The organism is Streptococcus oralis (assembly GCF_023109155.1).
Lineage (GTDB): Bacteria > Bacillota > Bacilli > Lactobacillales > Streptococcaceae > Streptococcus > Streptococcus oralis_BZ.
Window position 1 is genome coordinate 471,859 of record NZ_JALDUA010000001.1, and the last position, 18,579, is coordinate 490,437.

Here is an 18,579-nt window from a genome sequence, read left to right on the forward strand (position 1 = left end):
GAAATGACAAAACTAATCTTTATGGGGACACCTGAATTTTCAGCGACAGTTTTGAAGGGGTTGTTATCAGATGACCGTTACGAGATTCTAGCTGTTGTGACCCAGCCAGACCGCGCTGTCGGTCGTAAAAAAGTCATCCAAGAAACCCCAGTCAAGCAGGCTGCCAAAGAAGCAGGCCTTCCCATCTACCAACCTGAAAAATTATCTGGAAGCCCAGAGATGGAAGCCATTATGAAGCTAGGAGCAGATGGGATTATCACTGCTGCGTTTGGGCAGTTTCTCCCAAGTAAACTCCTTGATAGTATGGATTTTGCGGTCAACGTTCACGCTTCCCTTCTTCCAAAACACCGCGGTGGCGCCCCCATTCATTACGCCTTGATTCAAGGGGATAAGAAAGCTGGTGTGACCATTATGGAGATGGTTAAGGAAATGGATGCAGGAGATATGATTTCTCGTCGTAGCATTCCTATCACAGATGAGGACAATGTCGGGACCTTGTTTGAAAAATTAGCGCTTGTTGGTCGTGATTTGCTTTTGGACACTTTGCCTGGTTATATTGCCGGGGAGATCAAACCTGTGCCTCAAGATCCTATTCGGGTCACTTTCTCGCCAAATATTAAGCCAGAAGAAGAGAAACTCGATTGGACTAAAACCAATCGTCAACTCTTCAACCAAATACGTGGCATGAATCCATGGCCTGTTGCCCACACTTTCCTTAAAGGCGACCGCTTTAAGATTTATGAAGCCCTGCCAGTAGAAGGTCAGGGAGCTCCAGGTGAGATCCTCTCAATCGGCAAGAAGGAATTGATCGTCGCTACGTCAGAAGGTGCTCTATCTCTCAAGCAAGTGCAGCCAGCTGGTAAGCCTAAGATGGATATTTCTTCCTTCCTCAACGGTGTTGGACGCACATTGACAGTAGGAGAACGATTTGGTGACTAAAGTAGAAACGGCTAGAAGTCTAGCTCTAGCAGTGCTAGAGGATGTTCTAGTCAACCAAGCATATTCGAATATTGCTTTAAACAAACACCTCAAGGGGAGTCAACTCTCAGTAGCAGATAAGGGTTTGGTGACAGAGATTGTCTACGGTACGGTAGCCCGAAAACTGACTCTAGAATGGTACCTGTCCCACTTTATCGAAGACAGAGATAAGCTTGATAACTGGCTCTATATCCTGCTCCTCCTGAGCGCTTACCAACTTCGGTATCTGGATAAGATTCCTAATCACGCTGTAGTCAATGAAGCGGTAGAACTAGCCAAAGCGCGTAAAAAAGGCAGTGAAAAATTAGTCAACGCCGTCCTTCGTCGTATCTTGCGAGAAGGCTGGCCAGATATTGACAGCATCAAACGAAAAAATAAGCGTGATTCCATTGCCTATTCTCTCCCAGTTTGGCTAGTGTCTAAGCTCAAGGAAGAATACGGTGAAGAGCGAGCACAAGCCATCTTTAAAAGTCTCTTGGTGCGCAGCAAAGCCAGCATTCGTGTAGCCGATTTGAGCCGAAAAGAGGAAATCAAAGCCGTGTTAGAGGCGACCGATTCCCCTTTGGCAGCCACTGGTCTGGTCAAGGAGCAAGGCCACTTTGCAGGTCATGATTTGTTCGTAGAAGGGGCTATAACCATCCAAGACGAGTCCAGTCAACTGGTTGCTCCGACTCTTGATCTACAAGGTGATGAACAGGTCCTGGATGCCTGTGCCGCTCCGGGTGGGAAAACAGCCCATATGGCCTCTTACCTCACATCCGGTAAGGTGACGGCTTTGGATCTTTATGATCATAAGTTGGACTTGATCCAAGAAAATGCGGAGCGTTTAGGTGTGGCAGATCGAGTGCAAACACAAAAATTGGATGCCAGAAAAGTGCATGAGTTTTTTGGTCGAGACTCTTTTGATAAGATTTTGGTAGATGCTCCCTGTTCTGGGATTGGACTTTTACGTCGCAAACCAGACACCAAATACAATAAAGAAACGGCAGATTTCACGTCCTTACAGGAAATTCAGCTGGAAATATTAGGTAGTGTTTGTCAAACGCTACGAAAAGGTGGTATAATAACTTATAGTACCTGTACTATTGTCTCTGAGGAGAACTTTCAAGTCGTTGAGACGTTTTTAGAAAGTCATCCCGAGTTCGAGCAGGTTAAACTAGAACACGAATGTAAAGATATCCTGAAAGATGGCTGCATCCTGATTACTCCAGAATTGTATGGAAGTGATGGATTCTTTATCAGCCAATTTCGCAAGATATCAGAATAGGAAGGAACTGACACAATGGAAATAGCATTATTAACAGATGTTGGTCAGAAACGGACAAATAATCAGGACTATGTCAATCACTTTGTCAACCGAGCAGGACGCACTATGATCATCTTGGCTGACGGGATGGGAGGACACCGTGCAGGAAATATCGCTAGTGAGATGGCGGTCACAGACCTCGGTGTAGATTGGGTAGATACCCAAATCGACTCAGTCAATGAAGTTCGTGAGTGGTTTGCCCACTACCTGGAGATTGAAAATCAAAAAATTCATCAACTAGGTCAGGACGAAGCCTACAGAGGCATGGGAACAACGCTAGAAGCTGTTGCTTTTATTGACAACCAAGCCATCTATGCTCACATTGGAGATTCTCGTATCGGTTTGATTCGTGGAGAAGAATACCACCAGTTGACGAGTGACCATTCCTTGGTCAACGAATTGCTCAAGGCTGGTCAATTGACTCCAGAAGAAGCAGAAACTCACCCTCAAAAGAATATCATCACCCAGTCTATCGGACAAAAAGATGAAATCCAGCCAGATTTTGGGATGATTACACTGGAGTCAGGAGATTACCTCTTGCTCAATAGTGATGGTTTGACCAATATGATTTCGGCAAGCGAGATTTATGATATCGTAACCAGTGATATTTCCCTAGCAGACAAGGCGGCAACCCTCATTCGCTTCGCTAACAATGCAGGAGGTTTAGACAACATTACGGTTGCCCTTGTTTACATGAACGAGGAGGCAGCAGAATGATCCAAATCGGCAAGATTTTTGCCGGGCGGTATCGGATTGTCAAGCAGATTGGTCGAGGAGGCATGGCAGATGTTTACTTGGCCAAGGATTTGATCCTAGACGGGGAAGAAGTGGCAGTGAAGGTCCTGAGGACCAACTACCAGACGGACCCGATTGCTGTGGCACGTTTCCAGCGTGAAGCGAGGGCCATGGCGGATCTGGACCATCCTCATATCGTTCGGATAACAGATATTGGTGAGGAAGATGGTCAACAGTACCTAGCTATGGAATACGTAGCAGGCCTTGACCTCAAGCGTTATATCAAAGAACACTATCCTCTTTCAAACGAAGAAGCGGTTCGGATCATGGGGCAAATTCTCTTGGCCATGCGCTTAGCCCATACTCGAGGAATTGTTCACCGGGATTTGAAACCTCAAAATATCCTCTTGACACCTGACGGCACAGCTAAAGTCACGGACTTTGGGATTGCCGTAGCCTTTGCGGAGACCAGTCTGACTCAGACAAACTCGATGCTGGGTTCTGTTCATTATTTGTCACCTGAACAAGCGCGTGGTTCTAAAGCGACCTTCCAGAGTGATATCTATGCAATGGGGATTATCTTCTATGAAATGCTTACGGGACATATCCCTTATGATGGGGATAGTGCGGTTACGATTGCCCTCCAGCATTTCCAGAAGCCACTTCCGTCCGTCATAGCTGAAAACCCATCTGTCCCTCAGGCTTTAGAAAATGTTGTCATTAAGGCAACTGCTAAGAAGCTGTCAGATCGTTATCAGTCTGTTTCGGAAATGTATGTGGACTTGTCAACTAGCTTGTCTTATAATCGTCGGAATGAGCCGAAACTGGTCTTTGACGATGCGAGTAAGGCAGACACTAAGACTTTACCTAAAGTTCCACAAAGTACACTGACATCGATTCCTAAAGCTCCGGCGCAGGAAGAACGCCCTCAGCCAAAGAAACCAACTCAACCAATGGCAGAACCGGCTCCAGCGCCAAAACCAGCCAAGAAACGGAAGTTTAAGGCTCGCTATATGATTCTTTTAGCTAGTCTTCTATTGGTTGCGGCCTCTTTAATCTGGATTTTATCTAGAACACCTGCAACGATTCCGATTCCTGATGTGGCTGGACAAACCGTTGCAGAGGCCAAAGAAGCACTCAAAAAATCCAAGTTTGAAGCTGGTGAAGAGAAATCGGAGGCTAGCGATACAGTAGCGGAAGGACGCGTTATTCGAACCGATCCTGAAGCTGGTAGCGGCCGAAAAGAAGGAACCAAGGTCAATTTGATTGTTTCTTCTGGGAAGCAATCTTTCCAATTGAGCAATTACGTCGGACGTAAGTATACGGATGTTGTAGCCGAACTCAAGGAGAAGAAGGTTCCTGAAAATCTAATCAAGATGGAAGAGGAAGAATCCAGCGAAAGTGAACCTGGAACCATCCTTAGACAGACTCCTGCTTCGGGTTCGACTTATGATCTCTCAAAAGCCACTACGATTACCTTAACAGTAGCTAAGAAGGTGACTAGTGTCAGCATGCCGAACTACATTGGTTCAAGCCTCGAATTTACAAAGAATAACTTGACTCAGATTGTCGGTGTGAAGGAAGCAAATATTGAGGTTGTTGAAGTATCGACTGCTCCTGAAGGAACGACAGAAGGAACTGTTGTAAGTCAAACGCCAAGAGCAGGAGAACTGGTTGATCTTGCAAGTACACGTATCAAACTTTCCATCTACAAACCAAAAACACCACCATCAACTTCATCCTCTAATCCTGCCCAACGTGGGAACCAGGGTTCTCCTACAAGTCCAAACCAGGGGAACCAACAAGGAAATCAACAAGGGAACACTCCTTCTAGCAGTTCATCCAATAGTGAAGGATCTCACGAAAGTTCTCGAGATTAGACGAATCTTTGTCATGATTTCATGACAAAGATTTTTTTTCACAAGATTTTGTGATAAAATATAGGGAGTAGAAAAAGGAGGAGAAAATGGACGAATCGAGAGAGTTGAATGCCGTCATTGATGTGATTATGCTAGCAGGAACCATTCTCCTGAAAAGTGGCTCAGAGATTCATCGGGTTGAGGATACTATGATCCGTATTGCCCATTCGCAGGGAATAATGGATTGCAATGTTCTTGCCATGCCCGCAGCTATTTTCTTTTCTATTGAAAATACCAATATTTCTCGGATGAAACGGGTGACCTCATCCTCCTATAACATTGAAAAAGTCTGTGATGTCAACCAAGTATCCCGGGAGCTTGTTGGAGGGCAGATTGATCTCTCAACAGCCTTTAAAAAGCTGAAGGAAATCGGCAATCAAGCCTTACCTTATACCAAGTTCCAGGTAACCGTAGCAGCGACCCTCAGTGCCCCTTTCTTCTCGATTATGTTTGGGGGCAATGTCTATGACGCTTTTGGTGCGGCTATTGCGACCTTATTTGGATTTGCCTTCTCTCTCTACGTAGAGAAGTTTGTCCGCATTCCTTTTGTAACAGCCTTTGCGGGTGCCTTTGTTTTCGGATTGATCGCCCAGTTCTGGGCCCGCTACACAGGATTTCCTTCGACAGCAGACCTGATTATAGCAGGAGCGGTCATGCCCTTTGTTCCAGGGATTGCTCTGACAAATGCGGTACGGGATATCATGACCAACCATATCAACTCTGGTATGAGCAAGATGTTTGAATCTTTGCTCATTACCCTCGCTTTAGGGGCTGGCACCTCTGTCGCCCTGGTTTTGATGACATAAGATGACTCTAACAAGTATTTTGCTCCAAGCAGTGGCGAGTTTACTCGCCATTATCACCTTTCTAATCGTACTGAATGTTCAACGCTCCATGCTCCTACCTGGTGGTATTTTGGGAATGGGCGTTTGGCTCCTCTATCTCGTGCTCAAAGAACCAACCAATGTTATTGTCGCGACCTTTATCGCAGCAGTAATTGGCTCTTGCATCAGTCAGATTTTAAGTATTGTCTATAAGACACCAGCGGTGGTCTTTGTCTTGGCCATTCTTGCTCCCTTGGTGCCAGGTTATTTATCCTATCGAACGACAGCTTTCTTTGTGACAGGCGATTACAGCCATGCTATTGCCAGCGCGACTTTGGTGGTTATGTTAGCCCTTGTTATTTCTATTGGAATGGCAAGTGGAACGGTAATTCTAAAGCTTTATTACTATATCCGCAAACAACGAGGAATCTCTTCCTAATGCAGTCAAAGCAAAGACTTGATTTGTTGAATCAAGTCTTTTTTCTCTCTTTTGTCCCTATTTGTGATAAAATAGAATGAAACGATTTTTTACAATGAATGAAAAAACAGAGGTAAATATGACAATCGGTATTGATAAGATTGGTTTTGCGACCAGTCAATATGTCTTGAAATTACAAGACTTAGCAGAAGCGAGGGGAGTTGACCCCGAAAAATTTAGCAAGGGACTCTTGTTAAATGAAATTAGTATTGCGCCACTGACTGAGGACATTGTTACCTTGGCAGCTAGTGCAAGCAACTCTATTTTAACAGACAAAGAAAAAGAAGAAATCGATATGGTCATCGTGGCGACTGAGTCAGGGATTGACCAGAGTAAGGCAGCGGCAGTCTTTGTTCATGGCCTATTAGGCATTCAGCCTTTCGCCCGTAGCTTTGAAATCAAAGAAGCCTGCTATGGAGCGACAGCTGCCCTTCATTATGCTAAATTGCATGTGGAAAATTCTCCAGAGTCTAAGGTTTTGGTCATTGCCAGTGATATTGCCAAGTATGGTGTCGGAACTCCGGGCGAACCAACTCAGGGTGCTGGAAGTGTGGCGATGTTGATCACCCAAAATCCGCGCATCATGGCCTTTAACAATGATAACGTTGCTCAAACGCGCGACATCATGGATTTCTGGCGTCCGAACTATTCAAGCACTCCTTATGTAAACGGCATGTACTCGACCCAACAGTATCTTGATTGCCTGACAACGACTTGGGATGAATACAAGAAACGCTATGATTGGACTATGGCCGACTTTGCGGCTATCTGCTTCCACTTGCCTTATCCTAAGTTGGCCCTAAAAGGCTTGCGCAAGATGATGGACAAAACTTTGTCTAAAGAAAAACAGGATAGTTTGCAAGAGAACTTTGACAAGTCCATTCTCTACAGTCAGATGATTGGGAATATCTATACAGGTTCCCTCTTTCTCGGCCTTCTCTCTCTTTTAGAAAATGCAGAGACTTTGAAGGCTGGAGATAAAATTGCCCTCTACAGTTACGGAAGTGGAGCGGTTTCAGAGTTCTTTAGTGGTGAATTGGTCGAAGGCTATGAGGCCTATCTCGACAAAGAGCGCTTGAGCAAACTCAAACAACGTACAGCATTGTCTGTTGCAGACTATGAAAAAGTCTTTTTCGAAGAGGTGCAGTTGGATGAATCTGGTTCAGCCCAATTTACAGGCTATGAAAATCAAGACTATGCCTTGGTTGAAATTGTCGACCACCAACGCCGTTATAGCAAGGTTGAAAAATAATGAAGTTAAGTTGGAATGGATTTTCTAAAAAATCATACCATGAGCGCCTTGAGTTGTTGCGAGCTCAGGCGCTCCTTAGTCCTGAAAAGCAAACGAGTCTGGAGCAGGATGAACAAGTCAGCTTGGCAGTTGCAGACCAGCTGAGTGAGAATGTAGTGGGAACTTTTTCTCTACCTTATTCGATCATTCCAGAGCTTGTGGTGAATGGTCAGGACTACACAGTTCCCTATGTGACAGAAGAACCGTCTGTGGTTGCTGCGGCTAGCTATGCTAGCAAAATCATCAAGCGAGCAGGTGGCTTTACTGCTCAAGTACATGAGCGCCAGATGATCGGTCAGGTGGCCCTTAATCAAGTTGCTGATCCAGAGCTAGCGCAAGAGAAGATTGCCAGCAAGAAAGCCGAACTCTTAGAACTTGCCAATCAAGCCTATCCTTCTATCGTCAAACGTGGAGGTGGAGCGCGTGATTTGCATGTAGAGCAGATCAAAGGTGAAACAGACTTTCTCGTTGTCTATCTCCATGTCGATACCCAGGAAGCCATGGGAGCCAATATGCTCAACACCATGCTGGAGGCTTTGAAACCAGTCTTAGAAGAACTCAGTCAGGGACAGAGCCTTATGGGGATCCTGTCCAACTACGCGACTGATTCTCTGGTGACTGCAAGCTGTCGTATCGCCTTTCGCTACTTGAGTCCCCAAAGGGACCAAGGACGAGAAATTGCGGAGAAAATAGCCTTGGCCAGCCAGTTTGCGCAGGCTGATCCCTACCGAGCGGCTACCCATAATAAAGGGATTTTTAATGGTATTGATGCCATTTTGATTGCCACGGGTAATGACTGGCGTGCCATCGAAGCTGGGGCTCATGCCTTTGCCAGTAGAGATGGACGCTATCAAGGTCTTAGTCAATGGACGCTGGACATGGAAAGAGAAGAATTGGTCGGTGAGATGACCCTACCCATGCCGGTAGCGACCAAGGGTGGCTCTATCGGTCTCAACCCACGTGTAGCCCTTAGTCATGAACTACTAGGAAATCCTTCAGCCAAGGAATTAGCTCAGATTATCGTGTCCATCGGTCTTGCCCAAAACTTTGCGGCCCTCAAAGCCTTAGTAAGTACGGGCATCCAGCAAGGTCACATGAAATTACAGGCCAAATCCCTAGCTCTCCTAGCAGGTGCTAGTGAGTCTGAAGTTGCTCCCCTCGTTGAGCGACTCATCGCAGATAAAACCTTTAACTTAGAGACAGCCCAGCGCTATCTCGAAAACTTAAGATCATAAAAAACTCAGACGAATTCGTCTGAGTTTTCTTGTGTTTATACTCAATGAAAATCAAAAAGCAAACTAAGAAACTAGCCGCAGACTGCTCAAAACACTGTTTTGAGGTTGCAGATGGAAGCTGACATGGTTTAAAGAGATTTTCGAAGAGTATTAAATACTTTTTCCAGGTAATAGGGTGACGGGTAAGAAGTAACCAGTTGTCGCGACCTCTTTGCCTTCAATCTTCTGTAAGAGAAGATCGACAGTGAGGTGGGCAATCTCTTTCATAGGTTGCTTAATCGTTGTCAGGTGAGGATAGTAGTTCTCGATAAAGTAAGTCCCATCATAGCCGATGACCTTGAGTTCTTCAGGAACAGAGATACCTAGCTCCTGAGCGATTTTAATTACCAGGATAGCTGTCAAATCATCCGAAGCAAAAATCGCATCTGGTTTCTGATGGGTCAAGATATTTTTGATTTCCATTTCTTTTCTGACGGGAGAAAAGTCACTCGAAACATTGATAATAGGTGCTTTCGGGAGAACAGAGGCAAAACCAGCGTGGCGCAGTCCAGTCGGTGAGTTGGAATTGTCATTTCCTGTAATCATGATGATAGACTGGGCTCCAGTCTTAACCAGAGTTTGGGCGGCGAGGACCCCGCCACCGTAGTTATCAGAGGAAACGACAGGGATGTCTGGAGACAAGTTTCGGTCAAAGGAAATAATCGGTGCTGTCACACGATTGTAGTCTTCGATTCCCAAGTTGTGACTTCCAGAAATGATACCATCGACCTGGTTGGCCTCCAGCATTTCAATGTACTCTCGTTCTTTTTCAGAGTCATGTTCGCTGTTACAGATGATGGTTTTGTAGCCATTTTTGAAGAGTTGGTGTTCCAACTTGTCAATCAACTCCGCATAAAAGACATGACTGATGTTTGGAAAAATAAGTCCAATCAACTTGGCAGATTTTCCTTGGAGGCTTCGAGCCAGATTGTTGGGTTTGTAGCCCAATTCTCGCATGGCTTCATTTACCTTTTGAATGGTTTTCTCAGATAGATACCCCTTTTTATTGATGACCCGTGAGACGGTAGTGGGGCTGACGCCTGCAAGTTTTGCGACATCAGTTAGTTTTGCGACCATAATCTAATTCATAGTAAGTTCCAGTTGGGTTTCCAGACTTGATGAGGATACCATTTTGGTCCGCATGTGGGAAGACACGACCAGAAAATACTTTTTCTCCTTTATTGATGAAAATTTCAAAGACTGACTTGTCAATGAAGATAGTGGCAGTAGTAGCTTGTTTATCGATAGGGCAAGAACGAGTTGTAGCAAATTCTTGGGCGTACTGTTCACCGGCCTGACTACGATCCACTGTCACCTGTCCATTGACAAGGTCAAAGTTGATTGAAAGCCCCTTGCCTTCTTTATCAGCGAGCAAGACAATCTCGCTTTGGCTATTGGCCTCCAAGTTGAGCTCCAGTTCATAGGTGTTATTGGTTTGAGTACGATTTGAGAAGACCTCTTCAGAAGAACGAAGTTCTTTGACGGCTGAGACAGGATATTGGTAGAGTTTGCCATCTTTGATAGTGAGTTCTTTGACCAATGAGAAGGTTCCTTGGTGGTCAAAACGGTCAGATGGGTAAGAAACATCTGGTAACCCAAGCCAACTTACTGCTAGTGCACGTCCATCTGGAGCGTTGAAGGCTTGCGTTGCATAGGCTTCGAAACCATAGTCTAGATTTTGCAATGGAGACACATCTACCATTTTAGCATTCTCAGGATCAAAGGATGCTCCGATTTTGTACATATTTGGATAGATATTGTCATAGTCTAGAACAGCCTTATCCAATCCTTGTGGGCAGTAGAGAAGGACAGGTTGCTCCCCTACAAAGACTAGATTTGGACATTCCATCATGTAGGCAGTGCGGTCGTTAGCAAAGTCAAGGTCGCCAACTGCTTGCCAGTTTGTGTAGTCATTGTCCACAGCCTTGTAGAGACGGACGAAGCCTTTTTTCTCCAAGTCCTGTCCACCGACGATAGCATAATATTGACCCTTGAAGTTAAAAATTTGCGGATCGCGGAAGTGGTCTGTAGAGTCTGATGGCTGGTCAATCAAGATCTTATCAATCTTTGTAATCTTGCCATCCTTATCCATCAAAGCGCCAATCTGGTATGGGTGACGGATCCAATTTTCATCGCGGACATTTCCAGTATAAAATAGGAACAACTGATCGCCAAACTGCATGGCAGAACCAGAGTAGGCACCGTGGCTATCTAATGGAGTATCTGGAAAAACTTTGACCCCAGTTTCTGTAAAGTGCACTAAATCATCACTTTCAAGCTGCACCCAAGACTTCAATCCATGGGCTGCACCAAAGGGGAAGTTTTGATAAAAGAGAATCCATTTGCCATCAAAATAAGAAAAGCCATTTGGATCATTGAGAAGCCCTGTTTTAGGCTCGACATGGTAACGAGTATGCCAAGGAGATTGTGCCATCTTTTCCTTGATTTGCTTGATTTCATCATTAGACCAGTCTTCATAGCGTCTGTAACGGCGCTCGGTTGTCCATTCCATTTTATCTTTCCTCCATAAGTTCTATTCTATTCTATTATTAATAGTAAACGTTTTCGGCAAAAAAAGCAAGCCTTTTATGTTAAAAAAGAGAAAAATATGTCAAACGATTGCCAAAAATCAAGTAAAGGAAATCTGGCAAATTTTCACGAAAATATGAAAGAAAATGTAAATAAAAACCTTTATTCCTCAAGTATAAAGATATTTTTTTGAGGAAAAAGAGAATTTCCCTCAAAAACGAGCAAAAATAATCAGAGAAAAAAGAAAGGGTTTAAAAATTTCTGCAAAACGCTTGACATATTTTAGAAACGTGATAAAATAATAGTCGTAGGGCGAATAAAATCGCTTTCAAACACTTTACAAAATTTTTATAAGGAGATTTTTGCAAATGAACAATCAGGATATTGCAAAAAAAGTCATCGAAGCCCTTGGCGGACGTGAAAATGTCAACAGTGTAGCCCACTGTGCGACTCGTCTACGTGTCATGGTCAAAGATGAAGGGAAAATCAATAAGGAAGTGATTGAGAACTTGGATAAAGTTCAAGGAGCTTTCTTTAACTCAGGTCAATACCAAATCATCTTTGGTACTGGTACAGTAAACAAGATGTACGACGAAGTCGTTGCACTTGGTTTACCTACATCTTCTAAAGAAGATATGAAAGCAGAAGCTGCTAAACAAGGAAACTGGTTCCAACGTGCTATCCGTACTTTCGGTGACGTTTTTGTTCCAATCATCCCAGTTATCGTAGCAACTGGTCTCTTCATGGGTCTTCGTGGTCTCATGAACGCTCTTGGAATGACACTTCCAGATGATGTAAAGATTTACTCAGAAATCCTTACAGATACAGCCTTCATCATCTTGCCAGGTTTGGTTGTATGGTCAACCTTCCGCGTATTCGGTGGTAACCCAGCTGTTGGTATCGTCCTTGGTATGATGCTGGTTTCTGGTTCGCTTCCAAACGCTTGGGCTGTAGCTTCAGGTGGTGAAGTAACAGCTATGAACTTCTTTGGCTTCATTCCTGTTGTTGGTTTGCAAGGTTCCGTTCTTCCAGCCTTCATCATTGGGGTGGTCGGAGCCAAGTTTGAAAAAGCTCTCCGAAAAGTGGTTCCAGATGTCTTGGATCTCTTGGTGACACCGTTCGTGACACTTTTGGTCATGTCTATCCTTGGACTCTTTGTCATCGGACCGGTCTTCCACGTTGTTGAAAACTACATCCTTCTCGGAACAAAAGCGATTCTTGCCTTGCCATTTGGTCTTGGTGGTTTGGTCATCGGTGGGGTTCACCAATTAATCGTCGTATCAGGTGTGCACCACATCTTCAACTTGCTTGAAGTGCAATTGCTTGCTGCCGACCATGCCAACCCATTTAACGCCATCATCACTGCAGCAATGACAGCTCAAGGGGCTGCAACTGTTGCCGTTGGTGTCAAAACTAAAAATCCTAAACTAAAAACACTTGCTTTCCCAGCTGCTCTTTCTGCCTTCCTCGGTATTACAGAGCCTGCTATCTTCGGGGTAAACTTGCGCTTCCGTAAACCATTCTTCCTTTCATTGATCGCTGGTGCTATCGGTGGTGGATTGGCTTCTATCCTTGGACTTGCTGGTACTGGTAATGGTATCACCATCATCCCTGGTACAATGTTGTACGTTGGTAACGGTCAATTGCTTCAATACCTTCTTATGGTAGCTGTATCATTCGTTCTTGGTTTTGCCCTTACTTACATGTTTGGTTACGAGGATGAAAAAGAAGCTGCTTCTGAAGTTGCGACAGAGCGCTTGGTTCAAGAAGAAACAACTGGTAACATTCCAGTAGCTCCTCAAAATGAAACAATCCAAACTCCAATCGTTGGGGATGTAGTTGCTCTTGAGAATGTTAACGATCCAGTCTTTTCAAGTGGTGCAATGGGACAAGGGATTGCTGTAAAACCAAGCCAAGGTGTAGTTTACGCACCAGCTGATGCAGAAGTATCAATCGCCTTTGCTACAGGACATGCTTATGGTTTGAAGACAGCAAATGGAGCTGAAATCTTGATCCACGTTGGTATCGATACGGTGACTATGAACGGTGAAGGCTTTGAACAAAAAGTTTCTCAAGGCGACAAGGTTAAAGCTGGCGACGTTCTAGGAACCTTTGACTCAAACAAAATCGCTGCTGCAGGTCTTGACGACACAACAATGGTTATCGTAACCAACACAGCAGACTACGCTTCTGTGACACCAGTCGCAAGCGGTTCAGTTGTCAAGGGTGACGCTATCATCGAAGTGAAAGCCTAGTCCTCTTCGAAAATCAGATTTAAAAACAAAACGAACAAATATTATGTTTGTTCGTTTTTACTTGGATGGTAAGATTTACAGAGGAAAATCTAAAATATTGAGAAATCTAGCCCTTTAAAATGTGCTATAATAGAGAAAACAAAGATAAGAGGTTTATCATGACAAAATTATATGGAAGCTTAGAAGCGGGCGGTACAAAGTTTGTCTGTGCTGTCGGAGATGAAAATTTGAACATTGTAGAAAAAACACAATTTCCAACAACAACTCCTATCGAGACTATCGATAAAACCATCGAATTCTTTTCTAAATTCGATAATCTTGCAGGCCTTGCCATCGGTTCCTTTGGTCCTATTGATATCGACAAAAACTCAAAAACCTATGGCTTTATCACAACGACTCCAAAACCTCACTGGGCAAATGTAGACCTACTTGGTGCCCTACGTCGTGCCCTCAACGTACCCATGTATTTCACCACTGACGTAAATAGCTCTGCCTATGGTGAAGTAGTTGCTCGTAACAATGCTGGTGGTCGTATCGAAAACTTGGTTTACTACACGATCGGTACAGGGATTGGTGCAGGTGTTATCCAACGTGGTGAGTTTATCGGAGGTGTCGGTCACCCTGAGATGGGTCACTACTATGTGGCTAAACACCCAATGGATGTAGAAAAAGAATTTAACGGCGTCTGTCCTTTCCATAAGGGTTGTTTGGAAGGCTTTGCGGCTGGACCAAGTCTAGAAGCTCGTACAGGTATTCGTGGTGAAAACATCGAACTCAACAGTTCTGTCTGGGATGTTCAAGCCTACTACATTGCTCAGGCTGCGGTCAATGCTACAGTGACTTTCCGTCCAGACGTCATCGTCTTTGGTGGTGGCGTTATGGCCCAACAACACATGCTGGACCGTGTACGTGAGAAATTTACAGCTCTTCTAAATGGATACCTACCAGTACCAGACGTACGTGACTATATCGTGACTCCAGCAGTCGCAGGCAATGGTTCTGCCACACTTGGGAACTTTGTCCTTGCTAAGAGTGTCGCAAAATAAAACAAAGAAAACATCCGCTTGGGAAACCAAACGGATGTTTTCTTTGAAGACAATTTTTTTTGAGCCTTTCCTTAAGTGATGACGGACGGTAGCGACTTTCTTCGAAATTCCATACCTAAACTTTGAGCCTAATGTCTCAAAGTTTCCGAACACCTGAAACCATTAGATTTCAGGTGTTTTTATCACGGCAGAAAGGCTAGGTAAGTCCTCGATTCACTATCGAAAAATAGGCATGATTTCCATACCAAAGTATATTTAGTATCAGGCTATTTTCTATTTATGTTCTAAAAGTCCGCTTGGGAAACCAAACGGATTTTTCTATTCTCAAAACATCTGCCAGAAGAAATCAATAATATAGGTCAAACCATAAGTATAAACCACTAGGGTAAAGGGCTTGGTCAGAATGATGATAATCATATAGCGCTTGAAGGTCATCTTGGTGAGGGCAGCCAGCATACAGAGAAAGTCAGCTGGGCTAACTGGCCAGATCATCATAAAGATAAAGAACCGCTCGAAACGATTACCCTTATCTAGCCAACCAATGTACTTGTCATAGGTACGCTTGCTGACGACGGACTGGACAAAGGCAGCTCCGTAGAGGCGTACCAGGTAAAAGATAATGGCACAGCCAATCACGATGCCGATATAGTTGTAGATGGTTCCGATGATGTGGCCGTAAATAAAGACCCCAGCCACTGAGGTCAAAGCTCCCGGAATAATCGGAACAACAGTTTGTAGGATCTGTAAAAAGATAAAGAGTGGTGGCCCCCAGACTCCAGCTTGCTGGATAAAGGCTGATAGGGTTTCCTTTGATTGTAAAACACCCGCCTGATAGGCCCAAATACAGAAAATCAAGGTGCCGACTCCCCCGACGATAGATGAGATATTGATGACTTGCTGTAGAAGGGGAGAAACAGCTTTCATTTGCTTATGCTGTGACATAGAAACTCCTTATAGATAGTATGATTCTACTATACCATATTTTTCTTATAAAGACTAATTTGATTCCTTATCTTGCTTTTTATATAAGTGTGGTACAATTAAAGGAGTAAGTCAAGAGATATAATGGTGAAAGAAATGTTAGATTTAAAATTTAAAGGAAGATGGAGAAAGTACCAAAAGGAAGTCTTAAATCGTTTTCAGAACTATCAAACAGATGGCCATGTTCACCTAGTGGCGGCACCAGGGTCCGGCAAGACCACCATTGGTATCGAGCTGATCGCTCGTTTTGGCAACCCAGCCCTTGTCTTGGTTCCAACTGTCACCATTCGTGAACAATGGGTAGATAGGATCCAAACAGCCTTTTTAGAGAACGAACAGAAGATTTCAGATCTCGTTTCCCAAAACTTAAAGGAGATGAAAGCATTAACGATTGTGACCTATCAGGCTTTTCATAGCGCCATGAACCAATTGCAATCACAAGAAGATGGAGAAGCAGAGGATTTTGTGGGGTTTGATTTGCTTGCAAGTCTAAGAGCTCAGAAAGTTGCTACTCTTTGCTTGGATGAATGCCACCACCTGCGCAATGAATGGTGGAAAAGTCTGGAAGCCTTTCGCAAGCAGTATGAACAGCTGCAAGTCATCTCCCTGACAGCGACACCACCTTATGACAGCGAGCCTGAACTCTGGGAACGCTATATCCGTATGTGTGGGGAAATTGACCAAGAAATCACGGTACCTGAACTAGTCAAGGAAGACACCCTCTGCCCTCATCAGGATTTTGTTTATATCTGTTCACCAACAGCTGAAGAGTCGGAACACCTCAGGCAGTTTGAAGATAGAAAGTGGGACTATATTCATCACCTTATAGTCGATCCTGATTTTCAAACATTTGTAGCAGGGTCTAAGGTCCTCAAAGGGGATATTTCATCTGATTTGCTCTTAGAAGATCCCAAGTACTTGTCTGCTATGTTGATTTATATGCATTCTCAGGGGTTAACGATTCCTCCCTCTTTACAAAATTTACTGGGAACCCAGAAGCTTCCAGCATTGACCTCCTACTGGCTGGAGACGCTGTTGCAGAGCATGCTCTATCAGACGCCAGACTGGTATGATGATTCGGATGCATATAGGAAAAAGATAGAGGCTGACTTAAAGGCGCGTGGATTGGTGGAAAAGCGTCAGGTTTATCTGGTTAAGTCAAAGGCTTCTGACCAGCTTTTAACCCAATCTCTGGGGAAGTTGTCTGCCATTGTCGATATCTTTTTGACGGAGTATGAGAGTCTAGGTCAGGAACTGAGACAGTTAGTACTAGCTGACTATATTCGCAAGGATTTTGCTACCTATCTGGGAGATAATCAGGCAACCATTTCTCAGTTGGGGGTTCTCCCTTATTTTGAAAGCATTCGTCGAAAAGCTCAGGAGCAAGAGATTCCTGTATCTTTGGCTGTCTTGTCAGGTAGTGTCGTTATTTTGCCTACCGATGTGGCAGCAGAGTTGGAGGAACTCTTGCCTCAGGTTCCTCTTAGTTTCTCATCTATTGGTCACTTGGATCCAAAAGATTATGTGCAGGTTGGTTTTCCTAGCTCAGCTAAGGGAATCGTAGCGGCAGTGACGGAGCTTTTTCAACGAGGACGGATTCAAGTCCTAGTCGGAACCAAATCTCTCCTCGGAGAGGGTTGGGATGCTCCTTGTGTCAATTCCCTAATCCTCGGAAGCTTTGTGGGGAGCTTTATGCTGAGTAACCAGATGCGCGGGCGTGCCATTCGTATCTGGCCGGGACATCCAGAAAAGACCAGCAACATCTGGCATCTGGTAGCCGTTCAAGCGCAAGCACTTATCACTCTTCCTGGTGAGGAGTCTAGACCAGAGAGCAATCAGGATCTGCAGACCTTGTCGCGACGGATGGAGCATTTTCTTGGCTTGGCCTATAATCAGGAGAGTATTGAGACCGGTTTGGATCGTTTGGATTTTCCAAAGCCCCCTTTTAAGAAAAAGCAAATTAGTGAGTACAATGAGCGAGTTAAGAGTCTCTCCAAGGATCGAGCAGGCTTGAGACTAAAATGGCAAGATGCTCTTGTCGTAGCGGATCAGTTCGAGATAGTTACAGAAGTCGCAACCCAAAAACAGAAAATCCCAGTTATGCTCTTGCTTGATGCATTAAAATGGGTTCGCATGTCATTGCTCCTGTTGGCAGTAGATTTGTTGGTCTTGCTATTTAGACTGAGACTGATTGGTGTTTGGTGGCTTACAGTAGCCTGTCTCCTCTTTTTGGTCTTTGCATCTTGGCGCTACCTCTGCTATAAGAGTCCTTATAAACGCTTGCAGTCTCTGGGTGAGCAAATCCGAAAGGCTATGCTAGATTCGGGGCATCTAACGGATGATCAATCCCGTGTTCAGGTAGAGGAGAATAAGGAAAATTACATGGTCTTTGCCTATCTCAAGGGAGGAAGCATGAGGGACAAGGAGTTGTTTGCTCAGACTGTGGGAGAGTTCTTTGCTCCAGTGGACAACCAGCGCTATCTCTTGAAGGCAGAGAAAGTCCGGCAAGGTCAGTCACCTTACTATGTCGTGCCAAGTCTTTTTGACAAGCGCAAGGAAGAAGCACAGAAATTCCTCGACTTTCTGACGCCGACTATCGGACATTATCATCTCGTCTACACACGAACAGAGGCCGGACGGAAAACCCTTCTCGAAGCTCGTATCCAAGCTCTCTCTAACAAAAACGACCGTACCTTGACTAAGAAGAAAGTTAAAAGCCAGTTGGAGTAGGGGAGTTTACAAGAGATAAATAAGTAAATTCTCTTAAAATATAAACACAATTAGAGACAGTAAGAGACGATTGACTAGTTCAAGTAAGAAGGAGAAGAAAGTTAAAGGAGAAGAAATAGAACAAGTAGCTGGATAAGGACAACCCTTAGAAATGGATTTCTAAGGGGATTTTTGTGGATTCGTGGTATAATTTTTATAAAAGTAGGCGCTATGAAATATTTTGTTTTTTAGAA

Annotated in this window: 14 protein-coding genes and 1 pseudogene; 12 read left to right on the top strand and 3 right to left on the bottom strand. The window is 44.3% G+C overall.

Features of this window, described 5'->3' with window-relative positions; genetic code table 11:
- The first annotated feature begins 3 nt into the window (after positions 1-3).
- The 8 genes from fmt to M1F63_RS02405 all read left to right on the top strand — a co-directional run bounded on the left by fmt (position 4) and on the right by M1F63_RS02405 (position 8,766).
- Positions 4-939 carry a methionyl-tRNA formyltransferase gene (gene fmt / locus M1F63_RS02370; RefSeq protein WP_247940626.1) on the top strand — a complete coding sequence of 312 codons (936 nt, stop codon included), beginning with the start codon at positions 4-6 and terminating at the stop codon, positions 937-939.
- Positions 932-2,245 (top strand): 16S rRNA (cytosine(967)-C(5))-methyltransferase RsmB, encoded by a 1,314-nt coding sequence (rsmB, locus tag M1F63_RS02375; RefSeq protein ID WP_247940627.1) that lies wholly within the window; start codon positions 932-934, stop codon positions 2,243-2,245. Before fmt ends, rsmB begins: the two co-directional genes overlap by 8 nt.
- Positions 2,246-2,260: 15 nt before the next feature.
- Positions 2,261-3,001: a Stp1/IreP family PP2C-type Ser/Thr phosphatase gene (locus M1F63_RS02380; RefSeq protein WP_000401532.1), complete on the top strand. Its 741-nt coding sequence runs from the start codon at positions 2,261-2,263 to the stop codon at positions 2,999-3,001.
- Positions 2,998-4,899: a Stk1 family PASTA domain-containing Ser/Thr kinase gene (gene pknB, locus M1F63_RS02385; protein WP_247940628.1), complete on the top strand. Its 1,902-nt coding sequence runs from the start codon at positions 2,998-3,000 to the stop codon at positions 4,897-4,899. Before M1F63_RS02380 ends, pknB begins: the two co-directional genes overlap by 4 nt.
- 86 nt (positions 4,900-4,985) lie before the next feature.
- On the top strand, positions 4,986-5,744 hold the full coding sequence (locus M1F63_RS02390; protein WP_000344542.1) for a threonine/serine exporter family protein: 759 nt from the start codon (positions 4,986-4,988) through the stop codon (positions 5,742-5,744).
- Position 5,745: 1 nt separating this feature from the next.
- The gene (locus M1F63_RS02395; protein WP_044021233.1) at positions 5,746-6,201 is read left to right on the top strand and encodes a threonine/serine exporter family protein; all 456 of its coding nucleotides are present in this window, start codon (positions 5,746-5,748) and stop codon (positions 6,199-6,201) included.
- A 118-nt stretch (positions 6,202-6,319) separates the two neighbouring features.
- Positions 6,320-7,492 carry a hydroxymethylglutaryl-CoA synthase gene (locus M1F63_RS02400; protein ID WP_247940770.1) on the top strand — a complete coding sequence of 391 codons (1,173 nt, stop codon included), beginning with the start codon at positions 6,320-6,322 and terminating at the stop codon, positions 7,490-7,492.
- Positions 7,492-8,766 carry a hydroxymethylglutaryl-CoA reductase, degradative gene (locus M1F63_RS02405; protein WP_247940629.1) on the top strand — a complete coding sequence of 425 codons (1,275 nt, stop codon included), beginning with the start codon at positions 7,492-7,494 and terminating at the stop codon, positions 8,764-8,766. Before M1F63_RS02400 ends, M1F63_RS02405 begins: the two co-directional genes overlap by 1 nt.
- Positions 8,767-8,916: 150 nt before the next feature.
- On the opposite strand, the gene M1F63_RS02410 is transcribed toward M1F63_RS02405, so the two are convergent.
- Positions 8,917-9,882 (bottom strand): LacI family DNA-binding transcriptional regulator, encoded by a 966-nt coding sequence (locus M1F63_RS02410; RefSeq protein ID WP_033606002.1) that lies wholly within the window; start codon positions 9,880-9,882, stop codon positions 8,917-8,919.
- Entirely contained in the window at positions 9,863-11,317 is a 1,455-nt protein-coding gene (locus M1F63_RS02415; RefSeq protein ID WP_000455340.1) for a sucrose-6-phosphate hydrolase, read from the bottom strand. Before M1F63_RS02415 ends, M1F63_RS02410 begins: the two co-directional genes overlap by 20 nt.
- Positions 11,318-11,702: 385 nt before the next feature.
- Between M1F63_RS02415 and M1F63_RS02420 the strand changes: the two genes are divergently transcribed.
- The gene (locus M1F63_RS02420) at positions 11,703-13,589 is read left to right on the top strand and encodes a sucrose-specific PTS transporter subunit IIBC (protein WP_247940630.1); all 1,887 of its coding nucleotides are present in this window, start codon (positions 11,703-11,705) and stop codon (positions 13,587-13,589) included.
- A gap of 158 nt (positions 13,590-13,747) precedes the next feature.
- Entirely contained in the window at positions 13,748-14,635 is an 888-nt protein-coding gene (gene scrK / locus M1F63_RS02425; protein WP_247940631.1) for a fructokinase ScrK, read from the top strand.
- Positions 14,636-14,959: 324 nt separating this feature from the next.
- Here scrK and M1F63_RS02430 read toward each other — a convergent pair whose 3' ends face one another.
- Positions 14,960-15,577, bottom strand: a complete 618-nt coding sequence (locus tag M1F63_RS02430; protein ID WP_000077675.1) for a TVP38/TMEM64 family protein — start codon at positions 15,575-15,577, stop codon at positions 14,960-14,962.
- 135 nt (positions 15,578-15,712) lie between these two features.
- Here M1F63_RS02430 and M1F63_RS02435 point away from each other — a divergent pair, with 135 nt between their 5' ends.
- On the top strand, positions 15,713-18,346 hold the full coding sequence (locus M1F63_RS02435) for a DEAD/DEAH box helicase family protein (RefSeq protein WP_247940632.1): 2,634 nt from the start codon (positions 15,713-15,715) through the stop codon (positions 18,344-18,346).
- Between the two features lie 37 nt (positions 18,347-18,383).
- Positions 18,384-18,482, top strand: a pseudogene (locus M1F63_RS10210) (DUF6261 family protein); the annotation flags it as partial.
- Between the last annotated feature and the right edge of the window lie 97 nt (positions 18,483-18,579).

Bases quoted from the DNA above. Each gene is read 5' to 3' on its own strand.
- M1F63_RS02380 (WP_000401532.1), top strand. From the start codon at position 2,261: ATGGAAATAGCATTATTAACAGATGTTGGTCAGAAACGGACAAATAAT.
- fmt (WP_247940626.1), top strand. From the start codon at position 4: ATGACAAAACTAATCTTTATGGGGACACCTGAATTTTCAGCGACAGTT.
- M1F63_RS02410 (WP_033606002.1), bottom strand. From the start codon at position 9,882: ATGGTCGCAAAACTAACTGATGTCGCAAAACTTGCAGGCGTCAGCCCC.
- M1F63_RS02415 (WP_000455340.1), bottom strand. From the start codon at position 11,317: ATGGAATGGACAACCGAGCGCCGTTACAGACGCTATGAAGACTGGTCT.
- scrK (WP_247940631.1), top strand. From the start codon at position 13,748: ATGACAAAATTATATGGAAGCTTAGAAGCGGGCGGTACAAAGTTTGTC.
- pknB (WP_247940628.1), top strand. From the start codon at position 2,998: ATGATCCAAATCGGCAAGATTTTTGCCGGGCGGTATCGGATTGTCAAG.
- M1F63_RS02435 (WP_247940632.1), top strand. From the start codon at position 15,713: ATGTTAGATTTAAAATTTAAAGGAAGATGGAGAAAGTACCAAAAGGAA.
- M1F63_RS02420 (WP_247940630.1), top strand. From the start codon at position 11,703: ATGAACAATCAGGATATTGCAAAAAAAGTCATCGAAGCCCTTGGCGGA.
- M1F63_RS02395 (WP_044021233.1), top strand. From the start codon at position 5,746: ATGACTCTAACAAGTATTTTGCTCCAAGCAGTGGCGAGTTTACTCGCC.
- M1F63_RS02400 (WP_247940770.1), top strand. From the start codon at position 6,320: ATGACAATCGGTATTGATAAGATTGGTTTTGCGACCAGTCAATATGTC.
- M1F63_RS02430 (WP_000077675.1), bottom strand. From the start codon at position 15,577: ATGTCACAGCATAAGCAAATGAAAGCTGTTTCTCCCCTTCTACAGCAA.
- M1F63_RS02405 (WP_247940629.1), top strand. From the start codon at position 7,492: ATGAAGTTAAGTTGGAATGGATTTTCTAAAAAATCATACCATGAGCGC.
- M1F63_RS02390 (WP_000344542.1), top strand. From the start codon at position 4,986: ATGGACGAATCGAGAGAGTTGAATGCCGTCATTGATGTGATTATGCTA.